This is a genomic window from Bacteroides gallinaceum (assembly GCF_030373775.1).
Taxonomy (GTDB): domain Bacteria; phylum Bacteroidota; class Bacteroidia; order Bacteroidales; family Bacteroidaceae; genus Phocaeicola; species Phocaeicola excrementipullorum.
This window is the reverse complement of the sequence record NZ_JAUDEN010000005.1, coordinates 139970-154278: the sequence shown is the minus strand read 5'-3', so window position 1 is coordinate 154278 and position 14309 is coordinate 139970. Positions and strand designations below refer to the sequence as shown.

General features: G+C 50.4%; 12 protein-coding genes and 3 tRNA genes. 4 read left to right on the top strand and 11 right to left on the bottom strand.

The window, feature by feature from the left end:
- Positions 1–211 precede the first annotated feature (211 nt).
- The 3 genes from QUW60_RS04840 to QUW60_RS04830 form a co-directional block, all read right to left on the bottom strand.
- On the bottom strand, positions 212–2815 hold the full coding sequence (locus QUW60_RS04840) for a fimbrillin family protein (RefSeq protein ID WP_289558798.1): 2604 nt from the start codon (positions 2813–2815) through the stop codon (positions 212–214).
- Positions 2816–3103: 288 nt separating this feature from the next.
- Positions 3104–4015 carry an EFR1 family ferrodoxin gene (locus tag QUW60_RS04835; RefSeq protein ID WP_289558796.1) on the bottom strand — a complete coding sequence of 304 codons (912 nt, stop codon included), beginning with the start codon at positions 4013–4015 and terminating at the stop codon, positions 3104–3106.
- A complete protein-coding gene (locus QUW60_RS04830; RefSeq protein WP_258337072.1) occupies positions 3993–4154 on the bottom strand; it encodes a hypothetical protein in 162 nt (53 codons plus the stop codon). The genes QUW60_RS04835 and QUW60_RS04830 overlap by 23 nt, the downstream gene beginning before the upstream one ends.
- A 303-nt stretch (positions 4155–4457) precedes the next feature.
- Between QUW60_RS04830 and QUW60_RS04825 the strand changes: the two genes are divergently transcribed.
- On the top strand, positions 4458–5363 hold the full coding sequence (locus QUW60_RS04825; protein WP_289558794.1) for a helix-turn-helix domain-containing protein: 906 nt from the start codon (positions 4458–4460) through the stop codon (positions 5361–5363).
- 153 nt (positions 5364–5516) lie between these two features.
- Here QUW60_RS04825 and QUW60_RS04820 read toward each other — a convergent pair whose 3' ends face one another.
- The 5 genes from QUW60_RS04820 to QUW60_RS04800 form a co-directional block, all read right to left on the bottom strand.
- Positions 5517–5918, bottom strand: coding sequence for a hypothetical protein (locus QUW60_RS04820; RefSeq protein WP_289558792.1), 402 nt, complete (start codon positions 5916–5918; stop codon positions 5517–5519).
- Between the two features lie 23 nt (positions 5919–5941).
- Positions 5942–6391 carry a hypothetical protein gene (locus tag QUW60_RS04815; protein ID WP_289558790.1) on the bottom strand — a complete coding sequence of 150 codons (450 nt, stop codon included), beginning with the start codon at positions 6389–6391 and terminating at the stop codon, positions 5942–5944.
- 103 nt (positions 6392–6494) lie between these two features.
- Positions 6495–6581 (bottom strand) — tRNA-Ser (locus tag QUW60_RS04810).
- Positions 6582–6593: 12 nt separating this feature from the next.
- A tRNA-Glu gene (locus QUW60_RS04805) sits at positions 6594–6666 on the bottom strand.
- A gap of 25 nt (positions 6667–6691) precedes the next feature.
- Positions 6692–6778, bottom strand: a tRNA-Ser gene (locus QUW60_RS04800).
- Positions 6779–7450: 672 nt separating this feature from the next.
- Between QUW60_RS04800 and pflB the strand changes: the two genes are divergently transcribed.
- From pflB to QUW60_RS04785, 3 genes are all read left to right on the top strand, one after another.
- A complete protein-coding gene (pflB, locus tag QUW60_RS04795) occupies positions 7451–9673 on the top strand; it encodes a formate C-acetyltransferase (protein ID WP_258337076.1) in 2223 nt (740 codons plus the stop codon).
- Positions 9674–9742: 69 nt separating this feature from the next.
- Positions 9743–10471, top strand: a complete 729-nt coding sequence (gene pflA, locus QUW60_RS04790; RefSeq protein ID WP_258337077.1) for a pyruvate formate-lyase-activating protein — start codon at positions 9743–9745, stop codon at positions 10469–10471.
- A gap of 80 nt (positions 10472–10551) precedes the next feature.
- Complete coding sequence (locus QUW60_RS04785; protein ID WP_258337078.1) at positions 10552–10767, top strand: hypothetical protein; 216 nt, start codon at positions 10552–10554, stop codon at positions 10765–10767.
- Positions 10768–10867: 100 nt separating this feature from the next.
- Here the strand turns inward: QUW60_RS04785 and QUW60_RS04780 are convergent, their stop codons facing one another.
- From QUW60_RS04780 to QUW60_RS04770, 3 genes are read right to left on the bottom strand one after another with little or no spacing between them, the layout of a single operon-like run.
- Positions 10868–11482 (bottom strand): LutC/YkgG family protein, encoded by a 615-nt coding sequence (locus QUW60_RS04780; RefSeq protein ID WP_289558787.1) that lies wholly within the window; start codon positions 11480–11482, stop codon positions 10868–10870.
- Between the two features lie 7 nt (positions 11483–11489).
- Positions 11490–12857 (bottom strand): lactate utilization protein B, encoded by a 1368-nt coding sequence (locus QUW60_RS04775; RefSeq protein ID WP_258337080.1) that lies wholly within the window; start codon positions 12855–12857, stop codon positions 11490–11492.
- The gene (locus QUW60_RS04770; protein ID WP_258337081.1) at positions 12854–13594 is read right to left on the bottom strand and encodes a (Fe-S)-binding protein; all 741 of its coding nucleotides are present in this window, start codon (positions 13592–13594) and stop codon (positions 12854–12856) included. The genes QUW60_RS04775 and QUW60_RS04770 overlap by 4 nt, the downstream gene beginning before the upstream one ends.
- Positions 13595–14309: the final 715 nt, after the last annotated feature.

Here is a 14309-nt window from a genome sequence, read left to right as displayed (position 1 = left end):
CAAAGATACATATCCTCAGGCTAAAGACTGTGATTCATGGCCCGCCCGCCAGTCCTGGCTTCCGAATCATATCCACTCCGCCATCACAGGCAAGATGCGATACCTCCGGCTTGCCACATTTCTCCCTGTCTTTATCATTACACTTTAAACAAATTGAATCCGGCATTCTCTGCGGGATAAGACACAAGAGCCAGCTTCTATACCCGCGCCTTCAATCATGAACGGGACGTATGGAAAAAGCACCCTGACGGCTTGTGTAGGTATTCAGCCATATGCCGACATTCGTCGCCCATAAATAATAGCCGTTGCTTATTCCGAAAGAAGCCGCAACATACACCAGGATATCCAGTCCGATGCGGTTGAGTTTGCCCGGATTTTCCGAACCATACCGGGAACCTGTAGCCGGGAAGAAAATCGTTTCTCCCGTCCCGTCCGGTCCGGTATAGAAGTTCCATCCCTTTGCATACGAGCCGGACACATTCATGTCTTCCTCCTCTGCCGTGTCGCCGGTTTTCGAGAATCCGGTAAACTCCATTCCCCTCGGCAAACGGAAGCCTACGGGACATGGATCGTATATGCTCTTGGTCGGCGTTTCCCCGTCCATATAAGGCACATTGCTTTCGGCATCCCACAGGTTGACATACGTATTGTCCATACCCTGGTTTCTGTTCAGTTTCTGGGGGTTCAGGATGCCCCAGACAATACAGTCTTTTCCGTCCTGACTAACGGACGTAAGGGGATTGTCGTTAGAAATCCGGCCGTTTCCGTCATACCAATATTTCGTTTCCAGCGTACCGATATCTCCCGAATAGAGAGGATCTTTTCGCCCCCACTGGAAATAAGGACTGTTGCCGCCATAATTCAGTTCGAAAGGATCTTGAACGATGGCAAATGTCCGGACCTCTTCGTCCGCCTTGATGCGAACCCGGCATTCCCTCCTTGCGAAAGTGACATGCTCTCCATCGCACCATCCCAGGTTTACTGCCATCATCTGGCAAGGAATGCCGTCCGCATTCACCACTTTTTTGGTTGCCTGCACATCGGTGTCCGTCACCCAGATATGCCAGCTCCACATGATGTTTCCGCCGGCATCAAAAACAGCAACAACCGCATTTCCCTGCTGGATGGTGGCCTTGCCTACAGTGAATCGGACTGAATGTCCGTTATCATACAGGGCAACATCCGACACCAGTCCCGGAGCATCCTGCCACAACAGCTTGCATGACCGGGCTTCACATCCCGCATTTTCGTAGATTTTGGAAGAACGGACGGGAGCGCCCAGATGGTTTATAAAATTCTTGAGCACGAATTCAGCGTCAAAATCATAGAAATACGCCGATCTGTTATCCGCGCCCCCTTTGATTGCATTCCCATAAACCAGCGGGAAACAGTAATCTCCCGGAGCACTGACAACGTAACAGTTGGCCGTATTCTGTATGGCCGCCTCCCCTCTATCATTTGAAAGATTGTAGGGCACGCCTTTGCTTCCTTTGCTCGGACGCCTCCTTAGCTCATTGGTATGGGAACTTTCGCTGCTTCCAGTCTGAGGGGCTACAGTCGCCGTATAAGCAACGGCTGTCAGGCTGCCTTCTCCGGTATTTCCGGAAGAAAAAGCAGACAACCAGTCGGGCTTTGTCGGTTTCCATGTCTTCCCACTGTCAGTAGAAAATTCAGCCTGCCAGCTGACCGGTTCTTTCGTTACGGAATTTTCCCTGTAGCTGGTTATGCTGTACGCTGAACTTCCTCCCTTGAAGCTGTAAGTCCCCGGAGGAAGGACAGACAGTGTGTATTCCCAGTTGATTGACGTGGTGGAAATCTTATAGGTTATCGTCTTTCCCATAGGCCATGAGGTTCCTTTCAGGCTGCTCGTCAAGGTATGGTCAGCCTTTCCGTCATTAAACACCACTTCAATGAAAGCGTCATCGGGAAGGGTTTGAGGAATCATCATAAAGATCTGTGCACCGGCCGTGATTTCCTGGCTGTCGGTTCCGTCAGCAGTCTTGTTCAATGTCTGGACGAAATCTTTGGGAGAACCGATACGGCTCCAGCTATCCGAACCTAAGCTGTAAGTACCTGTGGAATTTACTCCTTTGAGTGCCACGCTCTTTACCGTTCCTGCCTTCATATCGCGGCCGCACACAAACCTTACCGCTGTCAGTGCATGGCGGAAAGTCAGATTCACCGCGCTGCCGGAATTTCCGCTCACCTCGTCCGAGGCAGCCACCAACAGATCCTGCTGGTCGGCCACACTTTCCGGAACCATGCAGGTTATCGCAGGAACCCCGGCGTCCTGTTCCGACAACTGATAGGCGGCAACACCTTTGGGAGCATAGGCAAAAAACTTCATCTTGTAAGCGCTTCCCGGCCAGTAATGAGCAGAAGACGGCATCCATGACTTGCCTGTTCTGCTAACAGATACATCATACATGTAGTTCGGGCTTTGGGAACTGTCCCATGAGGTGGTATACGCATAAGCGAATACTCCGAACGTGTCGTACATGTTATTCTGATTCACCGGCGTGAAACGGGTGGCAGGAAGCGTGTCACTCAAAGACACCATCTTTATACTGTCGGCGCAAAGGGTATGCAAATAAAGAGGAGAAATCCCTTCTGCCTGCATTACGGAAACAAACGAGCGCGACTTGGCTGCTCCGGAGGCTGCAGAAGAAGACCAGGCATTCTGAATTTCTGAGGTAAACAATATACGGTCCGACAAGCGTGGCTGGTCCATATCGTCAGTACACGAAGCCATAAGAAGAATAACGGCACACAAGACTGGCCCGGCCAAACGGCATGTAAAACTTTTTCTTTCCATAAATGCACTATTTTTGATTGCAAAGTTAGCCAATAGCCGACAAACAAGAGCATGTCATACATAGACATATGCAAACAACAAATAGCTAATAAACAGAATATTATGTTTTAACATGATGTACAAATATACAAATTCCAGCCTGTTCCGGAAAAGAAATGATGTTTTCAACAAAACGAAAGAGAACTTCCTCCCCCACGAAGACGAACGTCCGGACAACAGCATGACTCCCCGGGGGCTTGCCGATCTCACGGCAAATCCCCCAAGGCCGGCTTTCTGCTTTCCCGCCGATTATTGCCTGTTCGATTCTTTAATGCTCCACAACGACACATGCTCGTTGCGGTAGCGGGCGTTGGGGTTCACCTCTTTCATTTGCTTAAAGCGAATCGCTTTCTGCGGACAATTGTGGATGCAGGCAAAACAGAACTCACAATCACCTTCCGTCTTCACGCCTTCAGAGGTCAGGGAATAGTTTCCGCGCGGACAAACTTCCGTGCAAATGCCGCAATCGATGCAGTCGTCCGTTATCGCAAAGGCATCCTGGCTATGCAGCAGGAAACCCGTTTCCGGATCCACTCCTGAGGCCTGCAGGAAACCGGCATGCTGCTGACGTTCAAGCTCCGTCACCGATTCGTGCCAGCGTTTCCGCTCTGCAAGGTCGGCGCGGATGCGTTCAAGGCTTTCCGGAATGTGCTTGTCTATCTTCACCTGCTCGTTCATGTCGAAATTAGGCAGCCAATTGTCCACCATAATCATGGTCGTGATGTAATCGAAAGGACATCCGGCCTTCCGGGACACCTCGTCCCATATCTCAACAGAACTGCACTTACGGTTGCCGTATGTCAGTACGGCAAACTTATACTTCGCCTTCAGTTGGGCTTTCTTGATAAACTCACGCACCATGTTGGGCGGCATGTGCCCGTAGACGGGATAAACGATGCCGATCTCGTCTGCCTCCAACGCATAACGCCCCTGCTTCACCAGTTGCGGGATACTGAGCAGTTCGGTATGCTCATCCGCCAGTTCGCGCGCCACATAAAGACAGTTTCCCGTTCCTGTAAAGTAAAGGATAATGCGTTTTCGGGTTTCCTCACCGCACGATGTCAATGCGGGCATCCCTAACGCTGCCGCCCCTGCCACAAGCAGCCCCATGCGCTTGAGAGCGGAACGCCGGGAGATTCTATTGCCATTTTCCGTTTTCATCATCAGCTCTTTTATATTGACTAAACATTTTTTGCTCCGTCCGTCCCAGCCGTATGTCTGCACTCCGGCGGAAATGCCCGACAAGCTCCATCGCCCGGCACCGGCACAGCCGCCTGTTTCTCAAATCGAATGTTTCCATACTCATGCTTGTTTCTGGCTGGTATTCTGACAATGCAAAAATAAGCCGTGCCAACAAGTGCGTCCATACACAAATTACAGAAAATAACACCTATTTTACAGACTCGCTGAATTTTCGGGCAAGTGTTCTTTCCAGCATTGCCCGGCTGCACCGCCAAGCCTGACGGAAGAAGCGACGGCGGAGGCACGACAAACCCATTTTACAGAATCTCATACCAATTTTACGGAAAAGCACGCTGCCTGCTCATCCAACCGAAATAAAATCAATATCTTTGGAATAGTCTAACCGCAAAAGCACGAAGATATGAGCGAAATATTGAACTTGAAGACGATACATGACTACAATGAGTTTCTCGGACTGGAAACACTGAATCCATTGGTCAGCTTTGTGGACTTCTCGAAAGTGGCGGTATTGAAGCACCGCTGCAAGTGTTTCGGCTTCTATGCCATTTTCTTGAAAGAGAAAATTCACGGGCCTCTGACTTACGGACGCAGCAAATATGACTACCAGGAAGGCACGCTCGTGTTCATCGCCCCCGGACAAATCGGCGGAATTGACGATGACGGAGAAACGCCGCATCCGCAAGGCTATGCCCTGCTCTTCCATCCCGACCTGATACGCGGCACGTCTTTCGCACACAGGATGAAAGACTACACGTTCTTCTCATACGAAGTGAACGAGGCCCTGCACATGTCTGAACGCGAACGGCAAACCATCTTCAACTGCTTCAGCGAGATAGAAGAAGAGCTCCAGCATGCCATCGACAAGCACAGCCGCAACATCATCATTTCAAACATCGAAGTCCTGCTGAATCATTGCCTCCGTTTCTACGACCGGCAGTTCACTACCCGCGAAGCTATCAACACCGATGTGCTTGCACGGTTCGAGGCATTGCTCTCAGACTACTTTGACTCGCCGAAGCCAGAGCAGCTGGGACTTCCTTCCGTTGCGTGGTGCGCCGACCAGCTCCATTTCTCCGCCAATTATTTCGGCGATCTCGTAAAGAAGCAGACAGGCAAATCCGCTATCGAACATATCCACCTGGCCGTTATCAACAAGGTAAAAGACCGGCTGCTGGAAACCGACAAGACGGTCAGCGGAATAGCTTATGAAGTAGGATTTCAGTACCCGCATCACCTCAGCCGGCTGTTCAAGAAAGTGGCGGGATGCACGCCGAACGAATATCGCATACAGGCAAGAACGTTCTAAAATCGAGAAACGGCCATGTCTGAACAGGCATCCCGTTTCTTATTCCAAAGGAAAGGCAGAAAAGGATCTCCAAATCTTCCGGACAGACAGAAAGGATGCAATAGGATTGCAGGGCATTGCTTCCCGGCAAACAACCCTACCGGTGCCTGTGGCTTACACTCCAGCCTTTCTGCCTTTTTTCATGCCCGCAATCACCGGTGAAAGCAGCGTAGAAAGCACAACAAGTATCCACAGATTGCCCGTCGCCGGATTGTAAGCCGCAAGCAGCTCAGCAAAAGCACAGCCTTGCGCCAGCCCCGACGCAAACTCGAACAGAACGGTCATAAACATCCATAGCAGCCCCGTCTTGAAGCAGTCTTTCTTGCTGAAAGCGCCCATCCGCGGAAACAGGAACCACGTGATCAGAAAGATAAATCCGCTCAGCAGGATTCCGCTCAAGGGCAATGCCAGCCGCTCGCCTAAAATGCCATTCAGCACATGTTCGCGCAGTCCCCCATTAAGAATGGCCGCCGGAACAAAACAAATCCATATGAACACAGACCTTACTATTGCCATCGGAAAAACATTGCTAATTGAAATCATACGGCCTTTTGCCCGGACATCCCTGCTTCAATCCTCATCTTGCAACAGGGACTTCCCCGCAAAATGGAGCCGCAAATTGTCACCCGGAATCTCCGGTCCTTCCACAACGAATGCAGCACATAAAGAATGCTCTGCCTGGAACACTCGCAAAGCAAAGGCGTTGAAACGTATCCCCGGCGGAACAAGCCGCAAGTACATTCCATGAAATACAAATGATAAAGGGAATCTTTCTCCACAATTTCAGCCTTTACTCCCGGAAGCTCATTGGCCTGCAGGAAAAAGACATCCAGGTCACCGCCCGCCCTCGCATGCAATTCCCTATAAACCTGAAGCGTTCCGCTTTTTACGCAGTGCTCGCCGCACGCTGAAAAGAAAACCTCCCGCTGTTCGGGCGACAAGCGGGACACTCCATCCTCAAATCCCTTGAACCAATCGGACAATTCCATGACATTAAAAGATTACGGGATAAAGATACAAAATTTTTCCGGAAGATGCATCCAAACGAAAACAAAAACGCCCCACAGGCTTTGCGCCTGTGAGGTGTCCCTGCGGAAGCTGGGGGATTCGAACCCCCGGTACGGTAACCCGTACGGCAGTTTAGCAAACTGCTGGTTTCAGCCACTCACCCAAACTTCCAATAAACGATTGTAGCGCATACGGGAATCGAACCCGTGTTTCAGCCGTGAGAGGGCCGCGTCCTAGGCCACTAGACGAAAGCGCCATGTGCTCTTCATTTGTTATCTACGCGGAAGCTGGGGGATTCGAACCCCCGGTACGGTAACCCGTACGGCAGTTTAGCAAACTGCTGGTTTCAGCCACTCACCCAAACTTCCAAGTCATAGGTGACAAATGAAGCATTTCCTTGAAATGCGGTGCAAATATAGAGCGAGTTTTTCATTTGACCAAACTTTTCATCACTTTTTTCTTAAAATAACTTCGTCCGGACACGAAAGGCAGCCGGAAGGAATGCCGCACGAAACACGGATTTCGAGGATCAGAAAGCGTCATACGCCTGAAAAACAATATTTTACACGAAGGCAGACAGATTCCGGACACGGTACGGACAAAACAGCCTCATCAAAAGAAAAATAACCGCCCGTTTCCACCGGCCCGACGGATCCGCCTGCGGACAGAGGTTTTGAAACCTCCGCCCGGAAACGCAGCCTTCCCCACACAAAAAGTCCGGACCTGCTGCCGGAATCTCCGTTCCACATTGTGGTTTATGCATTCCACAATGCTGTTTGTACGTTCCACACCGTGATTTATACGTTTCAAACCGTGAAACGGAAATTCTGCCGGCAAGATACCGTTTCCCCAACAGCTCCGGCCGCTTTTCCTGCCGGGCAAACGAAAGCTTTCTTCTAAAAAACATAAAACATCATTGAAATAATTACAAAATAGCAATCAATAGATTTTAGGTATTGCACAATTTTAGGAAAAGCACTACCTTTGCAGCCTGATTCATAATTATAGCATAAAATTACATTAACTAAACCTATTTGATTATGGCAATGAATTTTAAAGAAGGTCGTTGGAACTATGAAATCAACGTGACCGATTTCGTAAAGACAAACATCACTCCTTACGAAGGCGACGCGTCGTTTCTGACAGGTCCGACAGAACGTACAAAAGCAGTATGGAACAAGTGCTTGGAGGCTCTGGCCGAAGAACGCGCAAACAACGGAGTACGCTCGCTTGACCCATCGACGGTATCCACCATCACTTCGTTTGCTCCCGGATATATCGACAAGGAGAACGAAGTAATCGTCGGACTGCAAACCGACGAAGTGCTGCGCCGGGCCATCAAACCGTTCGGAGGAATCAAAGTGGTTGAAAAAGCATGCCGCGAAAATGGGGTTGAAGTTGACCCGAAAGTGAAGGACATCTTCACTCATTACCGCAAGACTCATAATGACGGAGTATTCGATGCATATACTGAAGAAATACGTTCGTTCCGCTCGCTGGGATTCCTCACCGGATTGCCCGACAATTATGCCCGCGGACGAATCATCGGCGATTACCGCCGTCTGGCTCTCTACGGACTTGACCGCCTGATCGAGGCCAAGCAGAACGACTTGCGCCGCCTGACAGGACCGATGACAGACGAACGCATCCGCCTGCGCGAAGAAGTGGCCGAACAGATCAAGGCGCTGAAGGAAATCAAGGTCATGGGAGAACAGTACGGACTCGACCTGAGCCGCCCGGCCGAATGTGCGCAAGAGGCTGTGCAATGGGTGTACATGGCTTATCTGGCCGCCGTAAAAGAACAGGACGGAGCCGCCATGTCGCTCGGAAACGTATCTTCTTTCCTCGACATCTACATTGAATACGACATGGCACACGGCAAGCTGGACGAACTTCACGCACAGGAGCTGATCGACCAGTTTGTAATCAAGCTCCGCATGGTGCGCCATCTGCGCATGCAGGCTTACACGGACATCTTTGCCGGCGACCCGACATGGGTGACCGAATCCATAGGCGGACGATTCAACGACGGACGCACAAAAGTGACCAAGACGTCGTTCCGCTTCCTGCAAACACTGTACAACCTGGGGCCTTCGCCCGAGCCCAACCTGACCGTACTCTGGAGTCCCGAACTTCCGGAAGGTTTCAAGCGGTTCTGCGCCCAGGTATCAATCGACACGTCTTCCATCCAATACGAAAACGATGACCTGATGCGCGAAGTGCGCGGCTCCGACGACTACGGAATCGCCTGCTGCGTATCGTATCAGGACATCGGACGCCATATACAGTTCTTTGGCGCACGCTGCAACCTGGCCAAGGCTCTGCTGCTAGCCATCAACGGCGGACGCTGCGAAAACACCGGCACGCTGATGGTAAAAGACATCCCCGTGCTGAGCAGCGATGTATTGAATTTTGAAGAGGTATTGGCTAACTATAAGAAAGTGCTGAAGGAAATGGCGCGCGTATACAACGACGCGATGAACATTATCCACTACATGCACGACAAGTATTATTATGAAAAGGCTCAGATGGCCTTTGTTGACACCAACCCTGCCATCAATCTGGCATACGGCGTTGCGGGAATGTCGATAGCGGTAGACTCCTTGTCGGCCATCAAGTATGCGAAAGTGAAGGCGAAACGCAACGACATCGGCCTGACAGAAGGATTTGACATTGAAGGAGAATACCCCTGCTTCGGAAACGATGACGACCGGGTGGACCACCTTGCAGTAGACTTGATCTACTATTTCGATGAGGAACTGAAAAAGCTGCCGGTATACAAGAACGCAAAGCCGACGCTTTCGATCCTGACAATCACCTCAAACGTGATGTACGGAAAGAAAACCGGAGCTACGCCCGACGGACGCGCCAAAGGAATCGCTTTCGCTCCGGGAGCAAACCCGATGCACGGACGCGACAAGAACGGTGCCATCGCCTCGCTGAGTTCCGTTGCCAAGCTCCGTTACCGCGACTCGCAGGACGGCATCAGCAATACGTTCTCAATCGTCCCGAAATCATTGGGCGTTGACATGGAAAACCGCATCGAGAACCTGGTGACCATGATGGACGGCTATTTCGTGAAGGGCGCTCACCATCTGAACGTGAACGTGCTGAACCGCGAAATGCTGGAAGACGCGATGGAACATCCGGAAAAATACCCGCAGCTCACCATCCGCGTATCAGGATATGCCGTGAACTTCATCAAGCTGAGCCGCGAGCATCAGCTGGAGGTAATCTCGCGCAGCTTCCACGAACGGATGTAATTGATACAGACAGGAAGGTGTGCCGCCTCCAAAGGCACACCTTCATCTTTTGCCAACAACAGCACAACAATGATCAGAGTACATTCATACGAATCATTAGGCACATACGACGGTCCGGGAATCCGCCTGGTCGTATTTCTGCAGGGATGCAACTTCCGTTGCCTTTATTGCGCCAATCCGGATACCATCGACGCCAAAGGCGAAAGCAAGGAAACCACACCCGAAGAAATTCTCCGGATGGCAGTCAGCCAGAAGCCGTTTTTCGGCAAAAAGGGAGGCGTCACCTTCAGCGGAGGCGAACCCACTTTCCAGGCAAAGTCGCTCATTCCGCTCTGCCGCATGCTGAAAGAAGCCGGCATCCATATATGCATCGATTCAAACGGAGGAATCTGGAACGATGACGTGAAAGAACTGTTCACATTGGCCGATCTCGTTCTTCTGGACGTAAAGGAGTTCAACGACGGACGCCATAAAATCCTGACCTCAAGAAGCAATGCGCAAACACTGAAAACAGCCGCGTGGCTGGAAGAGAACAACAAACCGTTCTGGCTGCGCTATGTTCTCGTGCAGGGATACAGCGGATTCAAAGAGGACATCGAAGCCCTCGGCGCTCATTTCAGAAACTACAGGATGATTGAACGGGTTGAAATTCTTCCCTACCATACCCTGGGAGTGCACAAATACGAAGCCATGCAGATGGAATACAAACTGAATGACGTAAAGCCGAACACGCCGCAGCAGCTGGAAGAGGCCAGACAGCTTTTTGGACGCTATTTCAAGACCGTCTTCGTAAATTAATTTGATTTTTTCTTTCGACCAGTGCAGTATTCGGCAACGGACTGCATTTAATAAACAGAAACGATAAAAACAAAACGAATATGGAGAAGGCCAAAACAGAAAAAATATCCAACAAACTCTCTGCCCGGCAGCAGCAGACTCGGATTGCCGCATTTACGGTGATCATGAGCATTATCGTGGTGAATATTTTGTGGTGGGCAGGAATTCATTTCATCTCAACAGACAGCACGGACAACATCACAATCAACAATACATCCGCTCCGTCCAAACATTATGCAATAGCCCCAACAAAATAAAATCAAGCAAGACTCTCTTACATAAAAATTCCGTTCTGAACTCATCACGCGTGGTGAAAACAGAACGGAATATTTTTATATCCAATCATTGTCTGAAATATCAGACGAGCAGCACAGTTACATCGCGGGCGCCGTGGGCTCCCATAACCAGAGCCTGTTCGATATCGGCTGTCTTGGAGGGGCCGGATATGAATACGCCGTAACCGTAATCTCCGGTATCAATGCGTTTGTAAGCCTCGTGCATGTTGTTGACAAGGTTCCTGCGGTCGAGTACAAGCACCAAAGACTCGGCAATGAAGTAGACGGCACGCTGCTCCACGTCCTGCTGTATCCACACAGCCCCGTTTTCGCAAACCCCTATCCTGCCGTCCACGATGGCGAGATCGGTTCCGTCCAGATCGCCCGGCTTTTCCACATCATCCGGATGAAAGGTGGCGCAGGCTAGCTTCTGTTCCTTTCCAAGGCAAGATACAGCCTTCAGATTCGACGCGATGCGTTTGGCGTCAGGATACTGCCTGCGGATAAGTTCATTGATGTCATCCCCCTTTTCTACGACAACGGCGCGTCCGCCCATCTGCTGCATGATTTCACAAAACTGCTTTACCTTGTCCGGATAGACGATTGCCTCCTTTTCGAGTTCAGAAAGGTCCGGCTTTTCATACCGCACCTGGGTGTTCCGCCGGATATTCTGCAATATATCTTCTCTGCTGCTCATAATCAGTTCATTTTACTTTGTTCTTTTTCCACATTTCATTGAAGCTTTCCTTTGCAAACTTCGGCATATCATGCTCCTTTCCCCAGTCGTTCAGCCCGTTATATATCATCCACCGGGGAAAGGCATTTACCGTATGGGCATTGTGCAAAGCGAAATTAAACAGACGGGGATGCTCCATCAGCGTCTTCATGCCGCCCGACATGAACTTCTTCGACGAGCTGGCAACGCTCAGCCCGTCGAGCTTCTGCCTCCAGCGGTAAATCTGATCTGCCAGATCCACCTTGGCAGGACATACATTCTGGCATGAATAGCACAGCGAACAAGCCGAAACATTGTCAAAATAATGCAAGGGAGCCTTCAGCATACCCAGATTAATGCCGATAGGGCCCGGAATAAAATAAGTGTACGAGTAGCCTCCGCTACGGCGGTATACCGGACATGTATTCATGCAGGCACCGCAACGCAGGCAGTTCAGCGTCTTTACATGCTCCTTGTCAGCAAGAATCCTGCTGCGCCCGTTATCGACGATGATGATATGCAGTTCTCCTCCCTGACGAGGCTTGCGGTAATGCGAAGTATATGTAGTGATCGGCTGCCCTGTGCCCGAACGGGCAAGCAAGCGGGTGAACACGCCCAGCGACTCGCGGTCGGGCACGATTTTCTCCAGCCCGAAAGCCGTAATCTGAAGTTTGGGCTGCGAAGTGCCCATGTCGGCATTCCCTTCGTTCGTGCAGACAACGCACTCGCCGGTAGAAGCCACGGCGAAATTGGCTCCGGTCATCGCAGCTTCCGCCTCAATGAATTTATGACGGAGATTCTTGCGCGCGGCATGAGTCAGATAAGTCTGGTCGTTGTTGCCCGGCTCCGTCCCCATTTCTTTTACGAACAGCTCGCCGATTTCTTCCTTCTTGATATGGATGGCCGGCACAACGATGTGGCTCGGCTTCTTGTGCATGAGCTGCAGGATGCGCTCACCCAAGTCGCTTTCAACCACCTCCACTCCCTTTTCTTCAAGAAACTCGTTCAGTCCGCATTCTTCGGCAAGCATCGACTTGCTTTTGATGAAATGCTTCACATTGTGGGCATGCAGTATGTTATAGACAATCGAGCAATATTCATCGGCGTCTTTCGCCCAATAGACATGCGCACCGTTAGCCTGCGCGTTTTTCTCAAACTCCTGAAGCAGCAGATCGAGATGGCTGTTGCTGTACATCTTGATTGCGCACGCCATGTCGCGCAAATGTTCCCATTCAGGAAGCTGGCGGCTCATATTGTCACGCTTCACGCGCATCATCCACAACGTCTGGTCGTGCCATTTTGCCAGTTCCCCGTTCTGCAGGAACTTTCCGGCATTTTTAGAATGTTTCGTACTCATAGGCCTGAAGCTAATATTTCAACGATATGGATAGTCTTTATAGGAAGATTGTTCCGGCTGATAATTCCGTTCTGATGCATCAGGCAGGAACTGTCGGCGCCGACAATGTATTCAGCTCCCGTATCCATGTGGCGCTGCACCTTGTCGCGTCCCATCTGGCCGGACACGGCATACTCTTCAACGGCAAACATTCCGCCGAATCCGCAACATTCGTCCGGACGTTCGGGTTCGACCACCTCGATTCCCTTTACCAAAGAAAGCAGGTCGCGGAGCTTGTTATAATAAGGGACGTTCAATTCGCTGGGCGAAGAAAGATGCATCAGCCGCACGCCGTGGCAGCTGTTCTGGATGCTCACTTTATGCGGGAAAGAGGCTTGCAGGGATGCGGGCTTGACCACATCGTGAATGAATTCGCAAATGTCATATATTTTCTCTTCAGTGGCGCAGCGATGGCTTTCTTTTGCCAGCAAATTCCCGTAATGGTCGCGGACAAACACAACACAACTCGCAGACGGACCCACCACATAATCGTAGTTCTCAAAAAGTCTGTCGAAACGCTTCGCCAGGTCATGCGCTTCATTTTCAAAGCCGGCATTGGCCATCGGCTGCCCGCAGCAGGTCTGGTCGATGGGATAGTCCACGTCTACTCCCAGACTTTTCAGAAGCTTGAAGGAGGCCACCCCCACCTGCGGATATACAGCATTGATGTAACACGGAACAAACAACCCTACTTTCATACACATATCATTAGTTATTACGAATCCCAAAGGCCAAAGCCTTCAACTGCTGATCCGTTTCGTTATTATTTGCGAACAAATTTACACCGAATTATTGAAAATGAAAAATGATTGCTTAAAAAAACCGAAACAGCGGCACCGGATATTTACCAGAACGCGCCCGCTTTTCGGGCTGAAAGGCATCCTCCGCATTTCTTCCGCACACCTTCTCTTCCGGACCGCGATGCAACCTGCCCAAGGGACGGAAAGATTCTATAGTCCAGCAGGTGAACCATACAGTCCACATGCATGAAACCGTACGGTCCAAGAGCCGGACCGTAAAACATGCCGGACAGACTTGTGCCTTCCGCCGCAGCAGAAACAGGGCTGACGCATTACTAAAGTCATTGATATTCAGAGTATCTGATATTTAGAGATATACTAAAGCCTGATAAAAAGGTTGTTTTTTACCTATAAAATCAGTATATGCTGAATAATAAGTACTTAATAATCAATATTCTTCTTAATGCGTCAGCCCTGGCAGCAGAAACGCAGAAGTGCCCTTACAAACGCGCGTCCGCCCCGCGAATCACTTCGCAGGGCGGACTCAACTAATAACTAACTCTTTTTACTTTTGTGGTTTACGTAATATCATATGACTAACACTGCAAAGGTAGGCAATCTGCGCGTTTCCGGCAATACCTATTTGTTGGTATTTTAGAAACATTCCAAATAA